The organism is Clostridium sp. UBA2485 (assembly GCF_002341865.1).
In the GTDB taxonomy this organism is placed as follows: domain Bacteria; phylum Bacillota; class Clostridia; order Clostridiales; family Clostridiaceae; genus Clostridium_J.
Genome location: NZ_DDOV01000045.1, coordinates 13,283 through 33,641 on the forward strand (window position 1 = coordinate 13,283; position 20,359 = coordinate 33,641).

Below are 20,359 nucleotides of genomic sequence, written 5' to 3' on the forward strand. Positions count from 1 at the left end.
TTAATTCATTATGAATTAATTTTGAGCTTTTAGGTAAAAATATGAAATGAGAAATTTTGAAGGAGTGTTGTTTTATGAAAAGTTTAGTTGGAAGCAGAACGGCGGATAATTTAGCTAAAGCTTTTGCAGGAGAATCTCAAGCTAGAAATAGGTATACTTATTATGCTAACATAGCACGTAAAGAAGGACATATGCATATTGCTGCGATATTTGAAGAAACAGCAGATAATGAAAGAGCTCATGCTAAGGTTTTTTTCAATCTATTAACAGAAGGATTAGGAAAAGCTCACATAAAGGTTGATGCAGAATACCCTATAGGAGTGGGAAATACATTACAAAATCTTGAATATGCAGCAGAAGGTGAGAAAGAAGAGTGGGGTACAGCATATCCTGAGTTTGCTAAAATTGCTAAAGAAGAAGGATATCCTGAAGTTGAGTTTGCTTTTAACCATATAATAGAGGTTGAAAAAGCTCATGAACAAAGATATTTAGATTTAATGAATGCGTTAAGAGAAGGTAGATTATATAAGAGAGAAGAGAAACAATATTGGAAATGTAGAAATTGTGGATATATACATGAAGGGGATGAAGCGCCTAAAGTTTGTCCTGCTTGCAAACATCCACAGGGATATTTCGAAATTATGTATGATACTAAAGCTTAGATAAGGCATCTTCAAAAAAATANNCTATTTTCCATCATACTGCGTTAACAGAACTCACTCATAGCTTAAACTATGAGCGAAATTTGTTTCCTTGTCTGACACAAAATAGACGTCGCATTTTTGACTAGCTATTTTATTTCAGATGCCTAAATTTATAATTGAGATAGATATTTTTAATAATGTAAAATAACTTAGAAAAGGTGTGATTATTAGTCACACCTTTTTATGTATTCAGCTTTTCTTTCCTTATAATAAATAGGAGATAATCCTACATACTCACAAACTTGTAGAGCTTGTTTAAAATTTAAACCAATAGACGATGGAATATGAGCATCAGAACCTATAGTTACATATTTCCCTCCAAGTTCCTTATATCTCTTATAAATATCTATAAGATTTTTAGTACTTAGCGAATTATTTAACCGTCTTGTGTTTATTTCTAAAGAGATTTCATAAGATAAACACAATTTTATAATCTCATCTATATGATCACTATATTCATTATAATATAGCTCTTTATCTTCATAAGGACAATATCTTGAGATAAAGTCTATATGGGCTAAAGTATTTATATAGTTATGAGTTTTTATAGAGTTTATCATATCTTCAAAATAAAGTGAGAATATTTCTTTTTTACTTCTTTCTTTATATAATGACTGATCAAAAGCATCTATTCCATTTACTGAATGTTGAGAACCTATTATTTGGTCAAAGGGATGACAGGAAATTAGTTCATTTTCTTTTTTATAGTGCATATCCATTCCTAATTCTATGCCTATTAATATATTATTACTTCTATAAGAATTATAGCATTTAAAGTATTCTTTTAAGTCTACTTTAAATTTTGTTTTATCAGGATAATTTAAATCTATATGATCCGTTATAACTATTCCTAAGTTTAAATTTTTAGCTGAATTAATAGCATCCTTTATATTCATCTTTGAATCACTAGAAAAGTCAGTATGAATATGAGTATCAAACATATTTGCACCATCCTTAAAGCATATTAAGTACATTATATCAGTAAAAGTATAAGAAAAATATAGTACTACTAATCTATAACTTGTTTAATGCAGATAATATGCAATTTATTGTAGAAGATGATAAATTGTGATAGATTTATTGAAAACAATAATAATTTAATATCCTTGATTTAATATTTTTTAGATGGCTTATTTTAAATCTTCAGTTAAAAAGACATGATAAAAATCATGTCTTTTGCAAAGTACATTCAAAAATTTAAAAAAGTGAAAAATTAAAAAAATTTAAAAAATAAGCATATACTGGAATTAATTAACTAAAAAGGTTTACAAAGAGAGTTATTACCAATGAATTTGAAAAGTCTACAAGAAAAGCACCTACCACTGGGAGTATAAAAAATGCTTTTGGTGAAGCTCCATACTTTGAAGTTATAGCCTCCATATTTGCCACTCCATTTGGTGTAGCACCCATTCCAAATCCACAATGACCTGCTGCCATAACAGCTGCATCATAATCTTGTCCCATAAGCCTAAAGGTTATAAAGTAAGCAAATATAGCCATTAATATTGCTTGTCCAATGAGTAAAATTAGTAGTGGACCTGCTGTACTTTTTAATTCCCATAGTTGTAAATTTATAAGAGCCATTGATAGAAATACATTTAAACTTATATTGCCAATAATATCTGCACATTTTGAGTTGATTTTCCATTTTCCTGTACTTTCTCCTGTATTTAATATTATCGCTGCTACAATCATAGCATCAATGTATGCAGGTAAAGTAATACCTATTTTAGTGAAAATCATTTCTAAGATAGTTCCAAGACCCATAGATATAAAGACAATAGAAGTAGTTTTAAATAATTCTTCGTAATTTACTTTTTCTTTAATCTCTGTATCTGTTGCTACAAAAGCATCAGCATTGTTTTTTAGCTTATTTTTATTAATTAAATTTTTAGCAATAGGTCCACCAATTAAGCTACCACATATAAGTCCAAAAGTAGCAGCTGCCGCAGCTGTAGTTGTCGCACCAGCTAGACCATAGTTAGATTCAAATAATGCCCCCCAAGTTGCACCAGTACCATGTCCACCAGTCATTGTTATTGAGCCAGATATAAGTCCTAATAGTGGGCTTACTCCTATAGCTTTAGAAAGAAAAACACCAAGTATGTCCTGAAATATTACTAATGATAAAGCTGCAATAAAAAATAATCCAACTTGAATTCCACCTTGTTTTATAAGTTTAAAACTTGCTCCAAGACCTATAGTAGTGAAGAAAGCGAGCATAAAAGGATTTTGTAAAGTTGAATCTAAAGAGATGGTCATTATATTGCTTTCAGTAAGTATTAAATTTAAGATGGCAAAAATAAGACCACCTACTACTGGTGAAGGTATACAAAATCTTTCTAGAATAGTTACCTTAGTTTTTATCCATCTACCTATGTAGTAGACAACTATTGCTAAGGCTAGAGTTTGAATCATGTCCAATTTTAACGTCATAATAATTTCCCCCTAGTAATTATTTATATAGATAACTTCATATTTTGAATTATATAATAATACTTAAAATTTAGTCAAATAGATTTTTTTAACATATATCCATCATACATATATCGACAACAACCATATCTTACCATATATTATTTAGAATTATCCAAAAAATTTATCATATTAAGTGCCTATATCTTAAGAGTTATGTTATTATATTTTGTATATTGAATTATGATTTTATATATTAAAAGGGAGTGAAGAAATGAAGTATATTATTGGATCAATGGTAGGTGCAGTAATAGGATACTTAACTAATTGGTTAGCTATAAAAATGTTGTTTAGACCTCATAAGGAATTGAGAATAGGTAGTTTTAAAATGCCTTTTACCCCAGGTCTTATTCCTAAAGAGAAAGAAAGAATATCAAAAAGTGTAGGAGAAACAGTAGGAGATCATTTACTAACTAAAGAAACAATATTAGAAGCTCTTTGTAACGATAATATCAATGAAGGAATTTCTAATTATGTAGGAGAGAAGTTTAAAGAATTACAGATTAGTGATATCACAATCGGGGATAAAGCAAAAGAGCTACTAAATGAAAACTATAATAAAATCTATTATGGAATAAGAGATAGCTTATCTAAATCCTTATTAGAGAATGTTAGAAGTACACAGTTTAAAAAAGGAATTTGTGAAGCTATAACTATAGAAATTAAAAATAAACTTCAAAGTAATCCGAGGGAGATTTTAAATAATAATACTTATAATACTGCAAAAGGAAATTTAGTAGTTAAGAGTAAAAATTATATAGATAGTGATGAGTTAAAGAAAAACATTGAAAAAATATTAAATGATAGGATGAAAGACTTAGATAATTGCGATAAATCATTAAATGACATTATACCCAAAGGATTGACAAGCAATTTAAAAATCTATACATATAATAAAAGATATGATATTTCATCTTATATTAAGACAGGGATAAAGAGTGAGAAAACAGAAGCCAAGATAAAGGATATAATAACTGAAGTTTTAAGTGGAATGAGCCCTATGATTGCTATGTTTATTAAATCAGATAGCATATATGAAAAAATAGTTAATGGAGCAGAAGAATTACTTTCACAAGAACAAAATATTACTGATATAGTAATGGTAATAAACGATATTATAGACAAAATCTTGGAAACAAAATTAAGCGAGATAGTTAATAATACATCTAAAGAAGGCAAAGATTCTGCCGTTGAAACTATATCTAATTTTTTCATAGAACAATTAAAGGAAAGTAATATAGTAGAAAATTTATTAAATAAATTAGAAGAGAAATTTTGCAGTATGGAAACTTTAGAAGAAGTACTGAAAAATATGGATTTTTCTTATGATGAAGTTATTAATAATATGATAATAAAAATTGTGGACAACACTGTATATAAAGAAGAATTTGTGGACAAAATTAAAACTATAATTGAATATGGACTTAATAGCGTGGTTAAAAAATCATCAAGAAGTTTATTAATAAATACTAATGGGGAAACAGTAAATAAACTTTCCAAAGTATTAATAGACCTATATAAGAAATTCATAGATAATAAAGCACCGCAGCTTATTGAGCGCTTTAATATAGCTAGAATTATAGAGGATAAAATAAATAGTTTTGATGTGATGTTCGTAGAAAAGTTAATATTGGATATTGCAAGTAAAGAGCTTAAGGCTATTACATGGCTAGGTGCATTATTAGGCGGGATAATGGGATTATTATCACCACTACTTTCATCATTATAAACAAAGGGAGAGGTAGGAAAAATGATATTTGATTCACATGCACATTATGATGATAAAGCTTTTAATAAAGATAGAGAAAATATTATAAGAGATATACAAGAAAAAGGAGTTATAGGGGTTTTAAACTGTGGTTCAGATTTAAGAGGGGTTAAAATTTCTGTTGATCTTTCTAATAAATATGAATTTATGTATGCTGCTATAGGTATACATCCTTCATATGCGGACATTGTAAATGAAGAATTAATTGAGGAGTTTAGAAAAATATCTAAAAATTCTAAAGTTAAAGCTATAGGAGAAATAGGACTGGATTATTATTGGGAAGAAAATCCTGAAAAAGAAGTTCAGAAAAAAGCATTTAGAATGCAAATGGAACTTGCAAAAGAATTAAATTTGCCTGTAGTTATTCATGATAGAGAGGCACATAAGGATACTTTAGATATACTAAAGGAATATCCTGAAGTTAAGGGGGTAGTCCACTGCTTTTCAGGCAGTGTAGAATTTGCAAGAGAGTGCTTGAAATTAGGATACTATATAGGTGTAACAGGAGTAGTTACATTTAAAAATGCAAAAGTAATAAAGGAAGTTGTTAAAGAAGTCCCTTTAGATAGATTACTTGTTGAAACAGACTGTCCTTATATGGCGCCTGCACCTTATAGAGGAAAGAGAAATCAATCCGATTATATAGAATATATAATAGAAAAGATAATGGAAATTAAAAATTTAAATAGAGAATCCGTGGAAATAAATACCATAAATAACACTAAAAGGTTGTTTAATATAAAATAATAGGGTATAATACGAATATATAAAATCCATTTTGTTGAAAAAAGTTCCTAAAAATCACAAAAGAATAAGGAAATTCAGTGGAATTAATGGAGTTAAATGGTTTTTAATATATATAATTCTATGATTTCCATGAAAAAAGCAGCAGTAAAAATGTTAATAAATTATGAACAAATCTTATTTCAAAGTAATATTTATATAATTTATTAAATATATTTAATCATAACATCATCAAAAAATATTTAATATGGTCTTCTACAAATCTACCCTTAAGGATTGATTTTTCTGCGATTATAAGTGCTGACCACATCATTGTAGGTATGAACACTACGTGTATTTACAGAATCAATTCAATGTAAAGGTACTTGAAATTTGACACAATTGCAAAACTTAGGTTATAATTTCGAAGTACTCTTGTCTAAGGGAGGTAATTTTATGATTATGAATGCAAAACTGAAGTTGAATACTTATTTTTCAACTTGGCAGAAGGCACTATTTATAGTAATGTTAGTATTATTAGGAATAACTATTACTATAATAAACATGAGAAAAACCATATCAATAGTTATTGATGGCCAGGAAGTACAAATTACAACATTATCAAATAATTTAGATACAATACTAGAAAATGAGGGTATTGTAGTAAGTAAATTTGATAAAGTATCTGTGGCATTAGACAGTGAAGTGAAAGATGGAGACAATATATATATAAATAAAGCTATAGATGTTGAAGTGAATGTTGATGGAAAGGTGTTAAAGATTAAGTCTGCAGAGGATAATGTAGAAAAAATGCTACAAGCAGAGAATATAGCTTTAAGTAAGCTTGATAAAATAATACCTGAGAAGTCAAAACTTCTACAGAATGGATTGAAAGTTCAAATAACAAGAGTAAATAAAAAAGTTAAAGATGAGGTTAAGCATTTAGATTTTGGAACAGAAGTTAGAAAAAATGAAGACTTGCCTCAAGGAACCCAGAATGTAGTCCAAAAAGGAGAAAAAGGCGAGAAATTAATCACAACAGAGGTTGTGTATGAAGATGGTAAAGAAATTTCTCGTAAAGTTTTAAATGAAAAGGTTAAAAAGCAACCTGTTAATCAAGTAGTTGATGTAGGAACATTAGGGGTCTTAAGACCTTCTCGTGGTGGCGAGGATTATTATACGGAAATGTTAACTATGTCATCTACGGCTTATACAGCTGATAGAGGAGATGACAATGGCGTTGCTGCTATAGGGGTAGAATGTGTTCGTGACCCAGATGGCTACAGTACAATTGCTGTAGATCCAAGAATTATTCCTCTCGGAACAAAAGTATATGTTGAGGGTTATGGATATGCTATAGCACAAGACACTGGAGGAGCTATCAAAGGAAATATAATTGATGTATATTTTAATACTTATAATGAAATGATCAATTGGGGTAGAAGAACAGTAAATGTTTATATTATTAAATAGGAGCTATGCTCCTATTTTTTTCTTGTCAGAATTTATATAGAGCTAGAATATATGTAGATAAATTACCTTAAAGACTAATGTACAACTTAGTCAATGGAAAATTGACGATGGACAACTTTTGAAAATTAAGAATTAAGTATGAAGAATGAAGGTGAAAATTAATTTTATCAAATTAATTTCTTTAACTGATTTTTTTACTAGCAATACAATTGCTAGTTTTTCCACCGCTAGGGAACAGTTTAATCAATAGAGAATTAAGAATGGATAATTGACAATTATAGTTGAAATTAATTTTGTAAATTAATTTCTTTAAATAGATCTTTTAATAGAAGTGACTATGTCACTTTAAAAATAAATCAATTAAAAACTTCTTCCATAAAGGAAAAGTATCAATAATTCTTCATTGTTAATTGTATAACTGAGAATTAAAAGCTTATTTTTATATTAAAAAGTATTTTTCAACATATAATAGAGATAATACCCACCCAACGACTACATATAGTTTTTTATATAAATTAAATTTGTATATAACTTTCAGTTGACATTAATAAATATATAGAAGAAAATTATAAATGACATAAAGGAATATGGAAATATATTGGAGGAGCAGATGATTAAAGAAGTTATTGTTGTAGAAGGAAGAGATGATATTACTGCTGTAAAAAGAGCTGTAGATGCAGAGCTTATAGCAGTAAGTGGATTTGGTATAAATCAAAGTATAATAAATAAGATAAAAGAAGCACAAAAAAGGCAGGGAGTTATAGTACTCACAGATCCTGATTTTGCTGGAGAGAAAATAAGAAAGATAATAGCGAAAAGAGTACCCAATGTTAAACATGCATATATAAGTCAAAAAGAAGGTACTAAAGATGGGGATATAGGAGTTGAAAATGCATCACCGGAAACTATAATAAAAGCATTACAAAATGCTAAGTGTGAAATGAAAGAAGTTCGAAAAGAATTTGATATTCAAGATATGTACTTCTTTAAGCTTACAGGGGATAGCAAATCTAAAGAAAGAAGAGATGCATTAGGTAGAGTTTTAGGCATAGGATATTGTAATGCATCTCAATTTGTAACTAGATTAAATAACTATGGTATATCTAAAGAAGAGTTTGTAGAAGCACTTAAAAAAATAGATAAGGAGATGGATTATGGAAAACTTAACGACTAAAGATATAGTGAATAAGTATGGTTTTAAGTTTACTAAAAGTTTAGGACAAAATTTTTTAACTGATGATAATGTTTTAAAGGATATTGTTTATGGAGCAGAGATTTCAAAGGAAGATTATGTTATAGAAATAGGGCCAGGTGTAGGAACCTTAACTAAAGAACTTTTAAAAAAGGCTAAAAAAGTAACTAGTATTGAGCTTGATGATAAATTAATACCTATACTACAAGAAGAGCTTAAAGAATATGACAATTTTGAACTTATACATAAAGATGCTTTAAAGGTAAACTATAATGAGCTTATAGGTGATGAACAGAGCGTAAAAGTTGTTGCGAATCTTCCATACTATGTAACAACTCCTATTATAGTTAATCTATTAAATGGTGATTATAATTTTAAATCTTTAACTATAATGATTCAAAAGGAAGTTGCGGAAAGAATAGATGCAGAGCATAGTACTAAAGAATATGGAGCTTTTTCATTATTAGTCCAATATTATTGTAATACAAAAATAATAAGAAGAGTGCCACCATCATGCTTTATACCATCCCCTAAGGTTGATTCTATAGTTATAAGATTGGATAAATTAAATAAGCCTCCTGTAGATGTAGAAGATGAAAAATTATTTTTTAATATAATACGTCAATCATTTAATATGAGAAGAAAGACACTATGGAATGGAATGAAAAACTTAAGTATGGATAAAGAGAAACTGCAAAGGGCTTTTGAAAAGGCAGGTATAGACCCTAATAGAAGAGGAGAAACTTTAACGATACAAGAGTTTGCTACATTAAGTAATAATATATTAGAAGAAAAAAAGAATTAAAAATTAGTTTGAAGAATCATTTTTGCTAATTAAAAATTTAGTTAGTAAAAATGATTTTTTTATTTTAAAAGAATTTGTAAATATTTGAAAAAAAATAATTAGTTAGAGATTACTTGTATAAGACTAAAAATATTTTAAGAAAGCGAAGAGGTATTTTTCATAATTAATAGCTAGTTAAAAATTAAATGTTTTTAACATTAAATAGAATATTATTTAATAAGTATAAATATAATCTACTATAAGACAAAATGGGAGGAGTTTAAACTTTATCTTGTATAGGTTTTTATCATTTTTTAAAGTTCCCTCTCATATATTTATAGTGTATAAATTTAAATGGAGGTAACGTGAAGTGACACCTAAAAAAAGTTATAGTAGATTCTTTATTATATTGCAAGAAGATGAAAAAGGATATTCTTTAGACCAAGATAAAGCTCCATCAGGTTATGCTAAATTAGAAATGAAAAATAATAAATGTAAATTGTCATATTATGTTCAAAACATGAATAAACAAAAAGGACCTTGCTATATGGTACTTATTTGCGATAAGAAAGATACTAAAAAAATAATGAAAATAGCTAAAATGAACATAGATGATTATGGCAGAGCCGATGTTACTTATGAATATGACATGGATAATATAGCAAATAGTGGTATAGGTGCTGATAAAATAGCAGGAGCAGCCATTGTTAAGTTTGATGGTAGCAAAATCACATGTGCAATGCATGGATTTATTACTTCAGATGTATCTAAGGATTGGAAGGAATATGAGGTTATTTCGGAAGAAGATATGAAACCTATGCCAAGAGAAGTTAAATTTGATGAATATGAGCAACAAATAGAAGCTGCAAAAGAAAATAATATAGAAGAAAGTAATATAGCACAAAGTAACATAGAAAAAAGTAATATAGAAGAAAGTGATATAGCACAAATTAATATAGAGGAAAGTAATATAGAAGAAAATATAGCTACTGTTAAGAAAGATATCGAAAACTCTGAATTAGATGAAGAAATGAGAAAGAAAAAACATAAGTCTGATTGTGAATGTAAAGAAAAAGATGATCATAAGAAAGAAGAAAAGAAAGAATATAAAAAAGAAGAGAAGAAGAAAGAGAAGAAAGAAGAAAAAATGCATGAGTGCAAAGATTATGAACACGATAAACATGATGATAAAGAGAAAAAAGAACATCATAAGGAAAAAGAGCATTGTGATGATCACAAAATGAAAAAGGATTGTGAACACATGAAAAAAGATCACGATCATGAAATGAAAAAAGATTGTGATTACATGGAAAAAGAATATGAGTATATGAACAAGCATTATGATTATAAAATAAAAAAAGATTGCGATTACATGGAAAAAGAATATGAGTATATGAAGGAAGATTGTGATCACATGAAAAAAGATCACGATCATAAAATGAAGAAAGAATATGAATATATGAAAAAAGACTGTGACCATATGAAGGAAGATCATGAACATATGAATAAACATTATGATCATATGAAAAAGGATTATGATCATATAAATAAATATTACGATCACATGAAAAAAGATTGTGATCATATGAAAAAAGACTATGGATATATGAATAAAGAGTATGATCATGAAATGAAAAAGCATTATGAGCATATGAAAGAAGATTATGATCACAAAATGAAACATGAGTGTTATCCTTATTATGAAGAACATGAAAAAATGTATAATAAAGATGATAACTACAAAAAAGACATGAAGAATATGATGACTAAATTCTTTAAAGATATAGTTAAAGAGTTTGAAAAAATGGATAAATATGATGATATTAAAAATTGTGTGTGGTATAAAGTTCCTGTTGAAAAAATGGAAGAAATGTATTGCATGCATGATTATAAAAAGTATACAGTGATTTATTATCCAATGATTTGTTATTATCCTTATATTGCAAAGCATAAGCATTTTATGATAGGTCATAAGTATGATAGTAATGGAATTTTAAAATATATCGTATATGCGTTACCTGGCAAAAAATCTGAGTCTGATCAACCATATGGAGGAAAGACAGGATTTGTAGCATGGATGCCACATAGGCATGATACAGAAATGGGATATTGGCTAATGTTCTATGATTTTAAAAATTCTACAGTAGTAGTACCAGTTAAAAGATAATATAAAAAAATAAAATGAGGGGAAAAATTCCCTTCATTTTTTATTATCGTTTAGTATCAACAAATTTTTGATATTGAGTAAATTAGTAAATACATTTATTTTACATATGAAAAATAATTTGTTAAGATTTTAAAACATATTGAATTGTAATATTTTATGTATATTACAATTCAATACGTAGAGGGTAGCTTTTTATATGATACAAAATATTCTTCTAATTTTTAATTAAGTATTTATTTTATAAGTCTTAAGATATAGCTAAAATTTAATAAAGTTACAATCTTTTCTAATAATTTAATATTAGCACTCATATATTATATTAATAATAATTTATGGAGGAAAATTTGATGAAGGTATTAACGATAAATAAGAGAAAAACTGGCTTAGCCATTATAATGGTTGGTCTTATGGTTTTAATAATTGGCCTTGGAAATTACTTTGAAGAAAAGCTAAAAATTGCTACATTGACTCAAAATAATATAGGATCCTTCAAGACATATAAAATAGAAGAAAAGATTACTTATGGATTACCTGAATCTTGGATTAATAGTGAGACTAAAGTAAACAATGAAAAAGTTAAATATCATAGTGATTTTATTTCTGATGACAATATAATTAAAGGGCATATAGAACTTTGGGACGAAAATGAGGACATACAGTCTATAATTAAGGAAAATAAAAAACATATAAAGGATATAGGGATTGATGATTATAAACTAGTTAAGTTAAACATAGGGAAAGACGAAGTTTATTCAATGCAATATAATATTTCTCTTTCTAAAGAAGATTTTTATAGAACATATGATTATTTTTTAAATTTGAATGGAAATAAAATAAAATCAAGTTTCTATATAAAAGATAAAAGTCACAAAGAAAATATTCCTATAATATTTGAAAATATAATGAAGACTTTTAAAGCCAATTAATATTTGATTTAATATCATATAAGTACTATAATTAAAAATATAAAAAATAAAAGAGAAGTATCATAAGCTTCTCTTTTATTAATTTTATAGTGTGGAGGAAAATTGTGTATAAGTTAAAGAAGTATGCAACGGTATTATTAATATTTCTAGTAAATGTATTTATATTTACTGGTTGTAGTATGCTAAAGAGCAATAACAATGCTTTTGAATTTATGAAAGAAAAAAGAGCAACTAAAATCACTATTCAAAGTACAAGAGATAAAAGTTATAAATTTACTGTTACTGATGTTGGAGTAGCACAGGAAATATATAAAATCTTATCAAGTGCTAAAGAAGTTGATACAAAAAGTCCACTAGAAGCAGATTATATTTTTGAAATTTATGAAGGACCTGATAAGGTTCATAAATTCAACTATATTGCTGGATTAGACAAAAATGATGGTGCAAATTTTTATAATGATGATAAAAACTATATAGTATCAAAAAGACTTGATAATGACATAATTAAAAATTTCTGGAATATAAGAAAACCTATAGATTTTCAAAATGTTTATTATGATACAATATACGAAGCAGTCGACATGTATAAAAAGAGTAAAGAAGACAATCCTAAAATAGGAATTAATATGAGTTCAGATTTAGAAATGTCAAAATTTATTTTATCTACTGATTTATTGAACTTTGAGCAAAGGTTTAATAAGATGTCTGATGTAACTTTAGTGAAGGATGCAAAGGTAGAAGGTTTTGATATAGTAATGAATATAAATACTGAAGGATATACTTCTACAAAATATAAAGCGATAATTACTTTTAAGGGACATGCTGGTGAGTATGAAACTAACTATTATGTAGTTAATAAATATGAAAAAGGCGAATGGAAAATAGGAATATACGAAAAAAAACCAGATGATTTTTAAATTTAAAAGCCTAGGGAGTTCCCTAGGCTCTTTTAAATTCTCTTTGTAATCTTTCAAGAGGAAGAACTGCTAGTATTAATACGCAGATTAACCCATCAAAGAATACGTATGAAATATTATATAAGAATGAATATACTAAAGGAGACATACCTTCTGGTGCATAGGCTGACCAAAATATAAAGCCAGAAATAAAGTGAAATACAAATCTTAGCGAGGTACCAAAAACTGTCCCTAATAATTTATTATTCTTAATTAAGCTTGAAAGACCTATTGCCATAAATGGTAGCACATAGTCAAATAATATTTGTATAGGATGGAGTATCTGAGCTGGACCAATTATAAAGTCTAATACTCCTCTTAAAAATCCAGTTAAAACTCCAACTACAGGGCCATAAATATAGGAAATAATTATAATTGGAACCATGCTTCCCAAAGTAACACTTCCACCATAAGGTGCATTAAAAGGCTTTATAAAGCTAAGTGCTAGGGATACACCTAAAGCTACACCAATTTGAGTTATCATGGATGTAGAAAATTTAATTTTTTTAATTTTTGTAAAAGCAATAATTATTATTAGAGCTCCTATTAATGTAAAAATTGTAGTACTACTACTTAAAATTTTTGATAAGTTTTCTTGTAATGCATTTAACATAGTTGAACCCCCCTTTTATTTTAGACATCTAAAATAATAAATCAAAGATGCTTTAAATATATGTTAAAAATAAAATTACTTTTAAAAGTGTATATTAAAGAAATATAAATCTAATAATTGCATATTATAAAGTGCTAAATATATAAAATACCTTATGCCAATATAGGCATAAGGTATATTAATTTCCATTTTAATATAGACGCTTTCCTACGCTGGCATTATCCAGTTCAGGTACAAGGGTTAATGAATTGTTCATCTCTCAGCCATAAGGCACCCCTAGCAATTTATTAGGTTTTTACTACAATTTCATTATATTATGTAACTAAAGAAAACACAATAAAAATTATAGGAAATCTATTATTTTATTATATAGCATAGTTGAAGAATTAGAAAAAGATACATCTACTTTGTCACCGACTTTTATATGATTAGGGAGTTTGCTTACAGATACATTTATAGTTATACCCTCTGTAAGTTCTACAAATGCATCTGTATTGTTCATATCTATTACTTTGCCAAACATTAAATCACCCTTTCAACTGTATTATAAATTTTGTATTAGACTAATAAATAGATTTAATTTAAAGATATACAAAACAATTTTCAAAAATCTTACATAAATATAAAATTTAAATTATTTTTCTACAAAACAAATACTCATATATATTATTTTTATCTTTTTTATAGCAAATATTCACAATTATTCTGTATAATTAAGAATAAACATATATGTTAAAAAGTGGGGTTAATATGTTGACAAATAATTTACTAGTAACGTTGGCTGGGGTATTAACACTAATATGTGTTATAGAGGGTTGCATAATATATAGCTATAAAAAAAGCTTAATAGAAAGAGAAAAAAGAAAAGAAGTTCTATATGCTGTTAGTGAAAAGATAATTTCCCTTAAAAATGAAAAAGAGGTCTATGATCTAATATTAAATACAGCTATAAAATTGGTACCTAAGGCGTCTAAAGGTAGCTTACTTAAAATAACAGAAGATGGAAGTGAATTTAGGTTTATATCTCTTCATGGATATTCTGATGATTTAAAAAAAATAATATTAAAAAAAGAGGAAATATATCTTCATAAAATAAATAATTTTAAGGATATTGCAATAATAGAAAATCCTAGAAATTTTAATGAAGTTTATATGGATCCTTCAAAAAAGTATATACTTATTTCAACAGAATCTTTAAATATACACAATACTTTAAGTGCACCTATATATTTAGATGGAGTTTTAACTGCAATATTAAATTTAGATAGTACTGTTATAGAAGAGGCTTTTTCAAGTGAAGATATACGAACAGTAAAATATATACTGAATGAATTTAGATTGGCAGTTAGAAGTCATTTGATTCAAGGAAAATTAAGGGAAAAAGCAACTTATGATAGTCTGACTTGCCTTTATAGCAGAGGTTATTTAGAACAGATAATAGAATATTATCTTAACGAATTTTATAATAAAAACTATACAAGTTCTATAGTTTTTATAGATATTAATAATTTTAAATATGTCAATGATAACTATGGACATACTATAGGTGATGAGTTATTGATAAGATTTTCTCAAGCATTAAGATCTCATATCAATAGCAATAATTTATATGGTAGACTAGGCGGAGATGAATTTTTAATATTATTAGATAAGTGTAGAGAAGATGAGGCAATTGAAATTATGGAAAATTTGAGAGAGATATGTAAAAATCATAGAGAACAAGACTATACTTTAGATTTTAGTTACGGAATTTTTGAAATAGCTGGAGGAGAAAAATATGATTTTAAGACTATAATCTGTAGTGCAGATAAGAAGATGTATAAGTATAAAAAGTTTAATAAAGAAATAGTTTAGGCATATGAAAAAACAACTAGTCAAAGGTAGGCATATATTTTGCATCACACAGGCTCAGAGGCTTCAAGCTATCATTAAGTTCTAACGGCTCAGTGTGATGAAAAGTAGACTAGTATACTGACTAGTTAATTTTTGAATATTACTTAAGCTATAAACACCCTTCATAATAATGTGAAGGGTGTAGCTGTTTATAAAGAAATAAAAATATTTAATTATATAAGCTAAATTATAACTTAACAACATTAGCTGCTTGGGGTCCTCTAGAACCTTCTACAACTTCAAATTGTACTTTGTCACCTTCTTCTAAAGTTTTGTATCCTTCTCCTTGAATTGAAGAGAAATGAATAAATACATCTTCCTCGCCTTCAACTGATAGAAAACCAAATCCTTTTTCAGAATTAAACCATTTAACTGTACCTGTTTTCATCTAAATTCCTCCTGAATAAAAAAATTTCACTTGTTATGATTGTACCATATTTACTATAATAATAAAGTTTAAGCTTAATATGGCTATAGTTAACATTGAATTTTCATTATAAATATAGCTTGAGCATTTTTAGATAGTTTTATACTTTAGATTAATGGATATTTTAAATAAATCTTTATGTCAATTATGATGTCCACATGAAAAAAGGAACAATTACAAGTTAAATGTAATTAATAAACCATAGTCCATTTTCATAGATATTTTTATAAATTGATATAATTTTTTTAGTAGAGTATAATTATCCGAGTGCAATATGTTGTGTTTTAGGGGGGTAATTTATGCTATATGTTGTTAAGCGAGATGGTAGAAGGGTTGAATTTAACTCTGTTAAGATAACTAATGCTATTAAAGGATCAGCAGAGGAAATATCTTATAATTTACTAGAAAGTGAAAAAATAGAGTTAACTCAAAAGATAATAAAAAGAATAGAGAATTTAAATGTAGAAGAATTAACAGTAGAAGAAATTCAAAATATAGTACAGAGTACTTTACTTGAAAATGGTCATAAGCCTATAGGTGTTGCTTATGGAAATTATAGAAAAGAGAGAACTAGAATTAGAGAAATAAAATCTGATTTGATGAAAGCTATAGAAAGAATAGGAGTAGAAACTGATAGAGACAATGCTAATGTTGGAAACAATTTTAGTTCTAAACTACTCAGAATAGCTAGTGAATCTAATAAATGGTATAACTTATCTACTATGCCTAAGCACCTATCAAAAGCCCATGAAAATGGAGATTTATACTACCACGATTTAGATAGTTATAATTTAACTATAAACTGCTTGCATATCCCTACTAAAGAAATTTTAGAAAGAGGTTTTAATACTGGATATGGTTATTTAAGAAAGGCTAAACGTATAGATTCAGCAGCAGAACTTTCTTGTATATTACTTCAATCTACTCAAAACGATATGTTTGGAGGACAATCCCATGCAGATTTTGATAATGACTTAGCTACTTTTGTAGAACCAACAAGAGAAGAAATAAGAAAAGAATTAAAAGAGTTAGGAATATCAGAAGAAGTATTAGAAGAAGCAGTAGAAAAAAAATTAAGAAGAATAATAGAGCAATCCATGCAGGGAGTTGTCTATAATTTGAATACAATGCATTCTAGAGCAGGTAGTCAAGTTCCTTTTTCTTCTATGAATATAGGAATACCTCAAAGTAAAGATGCAGCACTTATATGTGAAATATTCTTAAAAGAATACGAAAAAGGATTAGGTCGTGGAGAACAACCTATATTTCCTAATATAATATTTAGAGTTAAAAAAGGTGTAAATAGGGAAGAGGATGATCCATATTTCTATCTATTTAAGCTTGCATGTGAAGTAGCTAGTAAGAGAATGAATCCTACTTTCATGAATATAGATTCTGACTTTAATAAAGTTTATTATGATCAAGGAATCGTACCAGCTACTATGGGATGTAGAACTTATGTAATGAGTAATTGCAATGGAGAGCCAGGCACAAAAGGTAGAGGAAATATAGCACCAACTACAATAAATCTTCCGAGAGTTGGAATACTTGCAAAAAGTGATGTGAAAAAGTTTTTCTCACTACTAGAAAATAGATTAGAACAAGCAAGTGAAGCATTAATGCATAGATATAATGTACTTAAAAAGCTTAAAATAAAAGATTTACCTTTTGTTGCAGGTCAAGGACTTTTAAAGGGATCAGAAGGATTATCACAAGATGATTCAATTGAACCAATATTAAAGCAAGGTACATTTGCTATAGGTTTTATAGGACTTGCTGAAACTTTAGTGGCTTTGACTGGAAAGCATCATGGAGAAGATGAAGCTTCAAGAAACTTAGGGGTTGAAATAATAACTTTTATAAGAAACTTTACAGATAAGCTAACTAAAGAAACTGGCTTAAATTGGGGTTGTTATGCAACACCAGCAGAAGGATTAAGTGGAAGATTTATATTACAAGATAAAAAGATATTTGGAGAAATAGAGGGGGTAACGGATAAGGAATATTATACAAATAGTTATCACGTACCTGTAGGATTCCCAATATCTATAATAGATAAAATTCATATAGAAGCACCATATCATAAACTTTGTAATTCAGGCCATATAAGTTATTTAGAGGTTGATGATTACCCAAATGGTGACAATATAATGGATATAATTAAGTATGCCTATGAAAATACCAATATAAGCTATCTTGGAATTAATTTTCATATAAAATATTGTAGAGAATGTGGTACTTATTTGGATAGTGAAAAGTTTGAATGTACAACTTGTGGAAGTACAAACATTCAAGGTGTATCTAGAGTAACAGGGTATTTAAGTCTAGATGAAAGATTTGGGCCAGGAAAATATCATGAGAGAGAAGATAGAATTTCTCATACAGAAGACCATAAAAAAGTTTATAATATAAATAATAAATAATTAAAAGTACCAAGGAATATTTCTTGGTGCTTTTAATTTCTAAAATTAATATGTCTTGCTTTTAACTAGAAACAAGATATAGCAGAATAGTTGTTTTAAGAAGGCTTATTTCCAATATTTAAGTCTATAAAAAGCTTTAATTGTATATTTGTTTAGTAACTTTTATCTATGATAAAATATTTATTAAGATTACTTAAATGAAAAAATAAAGTTAAAATTAATGACTAAATTATATTATTAGTAAGATATATAAACAATTTGGAAAGACAGAAATTATAAGTATATAGGTGATTAAATGAATAAAACGGTAAAATTAGCAGGAATAATACATGAAAGTTTAACCAATGGACCAGGTATGAGACGAGTTTTATTTGCTCAAGGATGTATGCATAATTGTAAAGGTTGTTTTAATACTCATACTCATAGCTTTAACGATGGTCAAGCTTTTAATATTGATAATATTATTAGTGATATAAAGAAAAATCCATTAATTAAAGGAGTTACCTTTAGTGGAGGAGATCCTGTAGAACAAGCAGAGGCTTTTTCACAAATAGCGAAGGAAGTTAAGAAATTAAATAAAGATATATGGTGCTATACAGGATATACCTTTGAAGAAATTTTAAATAATAGTGATAAAAAAGTAGGATTGAGAGAATTAATTGAAAATATTGATGTACTTGTAGATGGAAAATTTGATATTAGTAAAAAAGATGATAATTTAAAGTATAGAGGATCATCAAATCAAAGAATAGTGGATGTAAAAGAGAGTTTATCAAAAGGAAAAACTATTATATTCGAAGAATACTAGAAGTTATATAGTTAGTTTAAGAGGTGTAATTTTGGATTTAGGTATATTTCTTTATTTCTAACGTACTTATGCAAAGGTCATATATAAATAAAGATAACCAAAACCTAAAAATATGTTAAGTGATTGTAATAGTAGCATGTAATTTTACATAATATATAGGTAATAATATATAGGTATAATTTAGCTTTACAAAATATGCATCTATAATATACAATTTTTAGTAAGAAATAAAATTAAGATATCATAAATAATAGAGGTGAATTAATTTGGAGAATCTAAAAGATATTAGATGGAGGCAACGATTTGAAAACTTTGAAAAATCATATAAACTTATGGAAAAATACTCTAAAGAAGAAATAAAAACAGAGTTAGAGAAAGCTGGTATGATTCAGTTTTTCGAGATGACATTTGAACTAGCTTGGAAGGTATTAAAAGATTATTTAGAGTCTGAGGAGTTTATGGTAAAAAGCCCCAGAGAAACAATAAAGCAAGCATTCCAAATAGGATTAATAGATAATGGTCATATATGGATTGACGCCCTTTCAAATAGAAATTTAACAACTCATACTTATGACGAAGCTTTAGCAGATAATATGGTAAAAGAAATTAAAGAATTATATTTCCCAGAATTAAAAAAAATGTATGATAAACTATCACAGGAATTGTAAGTATGTTTGGTTTATTAGATAGAGATATTAAATATATTTTACAAGCTATGAGTAAACTTAAAGAAATTGAAAGAGCCGTTATATTTGGAAGTAGAGCTATGGGAAATTATAAGAAAGGCTCAGATGTAGATATGGTTATTATGGGAAATAATATTACTAAAGATACAATACTTCAATTAGATGAATATCTTAATGAAATATATCCATTACCCTATTTTTTTGATATCATAAATTATAATGAAATATCCAATAAAAAATTAAAAGAGCATATAGACAAAGTTGGTAAAGAAATATATGTAAGAAAATAAGAGTATAAAAGACTACTTAATTGCAATTAAGTAGTCTTAATAATTTTTTTA

General features: G+C 27.3%; 19 protein-coding genes and 1 riboswitch. Of the genes, 14 read left to right on the plus strand and 5 right to left on the minus strand.

Going from position 1 to position 20,359, the window contains the following annotated elements:
• Positions 1-74: 74 nt before the first annotated feature.
• Positions 75-662 (plus strand): rubrerythrin, encoded by a 588-nt coding sequence (rbr, locus tag B3603_RS08245; RefSeq protein ID WP_039635033.1) that lies wholly within the window; start codon positions 75-77, stop codon positions 660-662.
• Positions 663-871: 209 nt separating this feature from the next.
• Here the strand turns inward: rbr and B3603_RS08250 are convergent, their stop codons facing one another.
• Together B3603_RS08250 and gltS are read right to left on the minus strand one after the other, a co-directional pair.
• Positions 872-1,645, minus strand: a complete 774-nt coding sequence (locus B3603_RS08250) for a histidinol phosphate phosphatase (protein WP_291563145.1) — start codon at positions 1,643-1,645, stop codon at positions 872-874.
• A 310-nt stretch (positions 1,646-1,955) separates the two neighbouring features.
• Entirely contained in the window at positions 1,956-3,140 is a 1,185-nt protein-coding gene (gltS, locus tag B3603_RS08255; protein WP_291563148.1) for a sodium/glutamate symporter, read from the minus strand.
• A gap of 253 nt (positions 3,141-3,393) precedes the next feature.
• On the opposite strand from gltS, the gene B3603_RS08260 reads away from it, so the two are divergent.
• From B3603_RS08260 to B3603_RS08295, 8 genes are all read left to right on the plus strand, one after another.
• Positions 3,394-4,908, plus strand: coding sequence for a DUF445 family protein (locus B3603_RS08260; RefSeq protein ID WP_291563151.1), 1,515 nt, complete (start codon positions 3,394-3,396; stop codon positions 4,906-4,908).
• Between the two features lie 21 nt (positions 4,909-4,929).
• The gene (locus B3603_RS08265) at positions 4,930-5,694 is read left to right on the plus strand and encodes a TatD family hydrolase (protein ID WP_291563154.1); all 765 of its coding nucleotides are present in this window, start codon (positions 4,930-4,932) and stop codon (positions 5,692-5,694) included.
• A gap of 432 nt (positions 5,695-6,126) precedes the next feature.
• Entirely contained in the window at positions 6,127-7,143 is a 1,017-nt protein-coding gene (locus B3603_RS08270; RefSeq protein WP_291563157.1) for a 3D domain-containing protein, read from the plus strand.
• A gap of 610 nt (positions 7,144-7,753) precedes the next feature.
• Positions 7,754-8,317 (plus strand): ribonuclease M5, encoded by a 564-nt coding sequence (gene rnmV, locus B3603_RS08275; RefSeq protein WP_291563160.1) that lies wholly within the window; start codon positions 7,754-7,756, stop codon positions 8,315-8,317.
• Entirely contained in the window at positions 8,298-9,140 is an 843-nt protein-coding gene (gene rsmA, locus B3603_RS08280; protein WP_291563163.1) for a 16S rRNA (adenine(1518)-N(6)/adenine(1519)-N(6))-dimethyltransferase RsmA, read from the plus strand. Before rnmV ends, rsmA begins: the two co-directional genes overlap by 20 nt.
• A 349-nt stretch (positions 9,141-9,489) precedes the next feature.
• Positions 9,490-11,286: a hypothetical protein gene (locus B3603_RS08285; protein ID WP_291563166.1), complete on the plus strand. Its 1,797-nt coding sequence runs from the start codon at positions 9,490-9,492 to the stop codon at positions 11,284-11,286.
• Between the two features lie 347 nt (positions 11,287-11,633).
• Positions 11,634-12,212, plus strand: a complete 579-nt coding sequence (locus tag B3603_RS08290; RefSeq protein WP_291563169.1) for a hypothetical protein — start codon at positions 11,634-11,636, stop codon at positions 12,210-12,212.
• 104 nt (positions 12,213-12,316) lie between these two features.
• Complete coding sequence (locus tag B3603_RS08295) at positions 12,317-13,129, plus strand: hypothetical protein (protein ID WP_291563172.1); 813 nt, start codon at positions 12,317-12,319, stop codon at positions 13,127-13,129.
• Between the two features lie 22 nt (positions 13,130-13,151).
• On the opposite strand, the gene thiT is transcribed toward B3603_RS08295, so the two are convergent.
• Positions 13,152-13,781: an energy-coupled thiamine transporter ThiT gene (gene thiT, locus B3603_RS08300; protein WP_291563175.1), complete on the minus strand. Its 630-nt coding sequence runs from the start codon at positions 13,779-13,781 to the stop codon at positions 13,152-13,154.
• Positions 13,782-13,968: 187 nt separating this feature from the next.
• A riboswitch (TPP riboswitch) is annotated at positions 13,969-14,069 on the minus strand.
• Between the two features lie 55 nt (positions 14,070-14,124).
• On the minus strand, positions 14,125-14,304 hold the full coding sequence (locus tag B3603_RS08305; protein ID WP_291563178.1) for a S1 RNA-binding domain-containing protein: 180 nt from the start codon (positions 14,302-14,304) through the stop codon (positions 14,125-14,127).
• 230 nt (positions 14,305-14,534) lie between these two features.
• Between B3603_RS08305 and B3603_RS08310 the strand changes: the two genes are divergently transcribed.
• A complete protein-coding gene (locus tag B3603_RS08310) occupies positions 14,535-15,635 on the plus strand; it encodes a GGDEF domain-containing protein (protein WP_291563181.1) in 1,101 nt (366 codons plus the stop codon).
• A 226-nt stretch (positions 15,636-15,861) separates the two neighbouring features.
• Here the strand turns inward: B3603_RS08310 and B3603_RS08315 are convergent, their stop codons facing one another.
• Complete coding sequence (locus tag B3603_RS08315; RefSeq protein WP_291563184.1) at positions 15,862-16,062, minus strand: cold-shock protein; 201 nt, start codon at positions 16,060-16,062, stop codon at positions 15,862-15,864.
• A 338-nt stretch (positions 16,063-16,400) separates the two neighbouring features.
• Between B3603_RS08315 and nrdD the strand changes: the two genes are divergently transcribed.
• The 4 genes from nrdD to B3603_RS08335 all read left to right on the plus strand — a co-directional run bounded on the left by nrdD (position 16,401) and on the right by B3603_RS08335 (position 20,308).
• The gene (gene nrdD, locus B3603_RS08320) at positions 16,401-18,524 is read left to right on the plus strand and encodes an anaerobic ribonucleoside-triphosphate reductase (protein ID WP_291563189.1); all 2,124 of its coding nucleotides are present in this window, start codon (positions 16,401-16,403) and stop codon (positions 18,522-18,524) included.
• A gap of 295 nt (positions 18,525-18,819) precedes the next feature.
• Positions 18,820-19,332, plus strand: coding sequence for an anaerobic ribonucleoside-triphosphate reductase activating protein (gene nrdG, locus B3603_RS08325; protein ID WP_291563192.1), 513 nt, complete (start codon positions 18,820-18,822; stop codon positions 19,330-19,332).
• A gap of 266 nt (positions 19,333-19,598) precedes the next feature.
• On the plus strand, positions 19,599-20,000 hold the full coding sequence (locus B3603_RS08330; RefSeq protein WP_291563195.1) for a nucleotidyltransferase substrate binding protein: 402 nt from the start codon (positions 19,599-19,601) through the stop codon (positions 19,998-20,000).
• Between the two features lie 2 nt (positions 20,001-20,002).
• Positions 20,003-20,308, plus strand: a complete 306-nt coding sequence (locus tag B3603_RS08335) for a nucleotidyltransferase family protein (RefSeq protein WP_291563199.1) — start codon at positions 20,003-20,005, stop codon at positions 20,306-20,308.
• Positions 20,309-20,359 lie beyond the last annotated feature (51 nt).

Coding starts and splice junctions, on each gene's coding strand:
- rbr (WP_039635033.1), top strand. CDS start 75: ATGAAAAGTTTAGTTGGAAGCAGAACGGCGGATAATTTAGCTAAAGCT.
- B3603_RS08250 (WP_291563145.1), bottom strand. CDS start 1,645: ATGTTTGATACTCATATTCATACTGACTTTTCTAGTGATTCAAAGATG.
- gltS (WP_291563148.1), bottom strand. CDS start 3,140: ATGACGTTAAAATTGGACATGATTCAAACTCTAGCCTTAGCAATAGTT.
- B3603_RS08260 (WP_291563151.1), top strand. CDS start 3,394: ATGAAGTATATTATTGGATCAATGGTAGGTGCAGTAATAGGATACTTA.
- B3603_RS08265 (WP_291563154.1), top strand. CDS start 4,930: ATGATATTTGATTCACATGCACATTATGATGATAAAGCTTTTAATAAA.
- B3603_RS08270 (WP_291563157.1), top strand. CDS start 6,127: ATGATTATGAATGCAAAACTGAAGTTGAATACTTATTTTTCAACTTGG.
- rnmV (WP_291563160.1), top strand. CDS start 7,754: ATGATTAAAGAAGTTATTGTTGTAGAAGGAAGAGATGATATTACTGCT.
- rsmA (WP_291563163.1), top strand. CDS start 8,298: ATGGAAAACTTAACGACTAAAGATATAGTGAATAAGTATGGTTTTAAG.
- B3603_RS08290 (WP_291563169.1), top strand. CDS start 11,634: ATGAAGGTATTAACGATAAATAAGAGAAAAACTGGCTTAGCCATTATA.
- thiT (WP_291563175.1), bottom strand. CDS start 13,781: ATGTTAAATGCATTACAAGAAAACTTATCAAAAATTTTAAGTAGTAGT.
- B3603_RS08305 (WP_291563178.1), bottom strand. CDS start 14,304: ATGTTTGGCAAAGTAATAGATATGAACAATACAGATGCATTTGTAGAA.
- B3603_RS08315 (WP_291563184.1), bottom strand. CDS start 16,062: ATGAAAACAGGTACAGTTAAATGGTTTAATTCTGAAAAAGGATTTGGT.
- nrdD (WP_291563189.1), top strand. CDS start 16,401: ATGCTATATGTTGTTAAGCGAGATGGTAGAAGGGTTGAATTTAACTCT.
- nrdG (WP_291563192.1), top strand. CDS start 18,820: ATGAATAAAACGGTAAAATTAGCAGGAATAATACATGAAAGTTTAACC.
- B3603_RS08335 (WP_291563199.1), top strand. CDS start 20,003: ATGTTTGGTTTATTAGATAGAGATATTAAATATATTTTACAAGCTATG.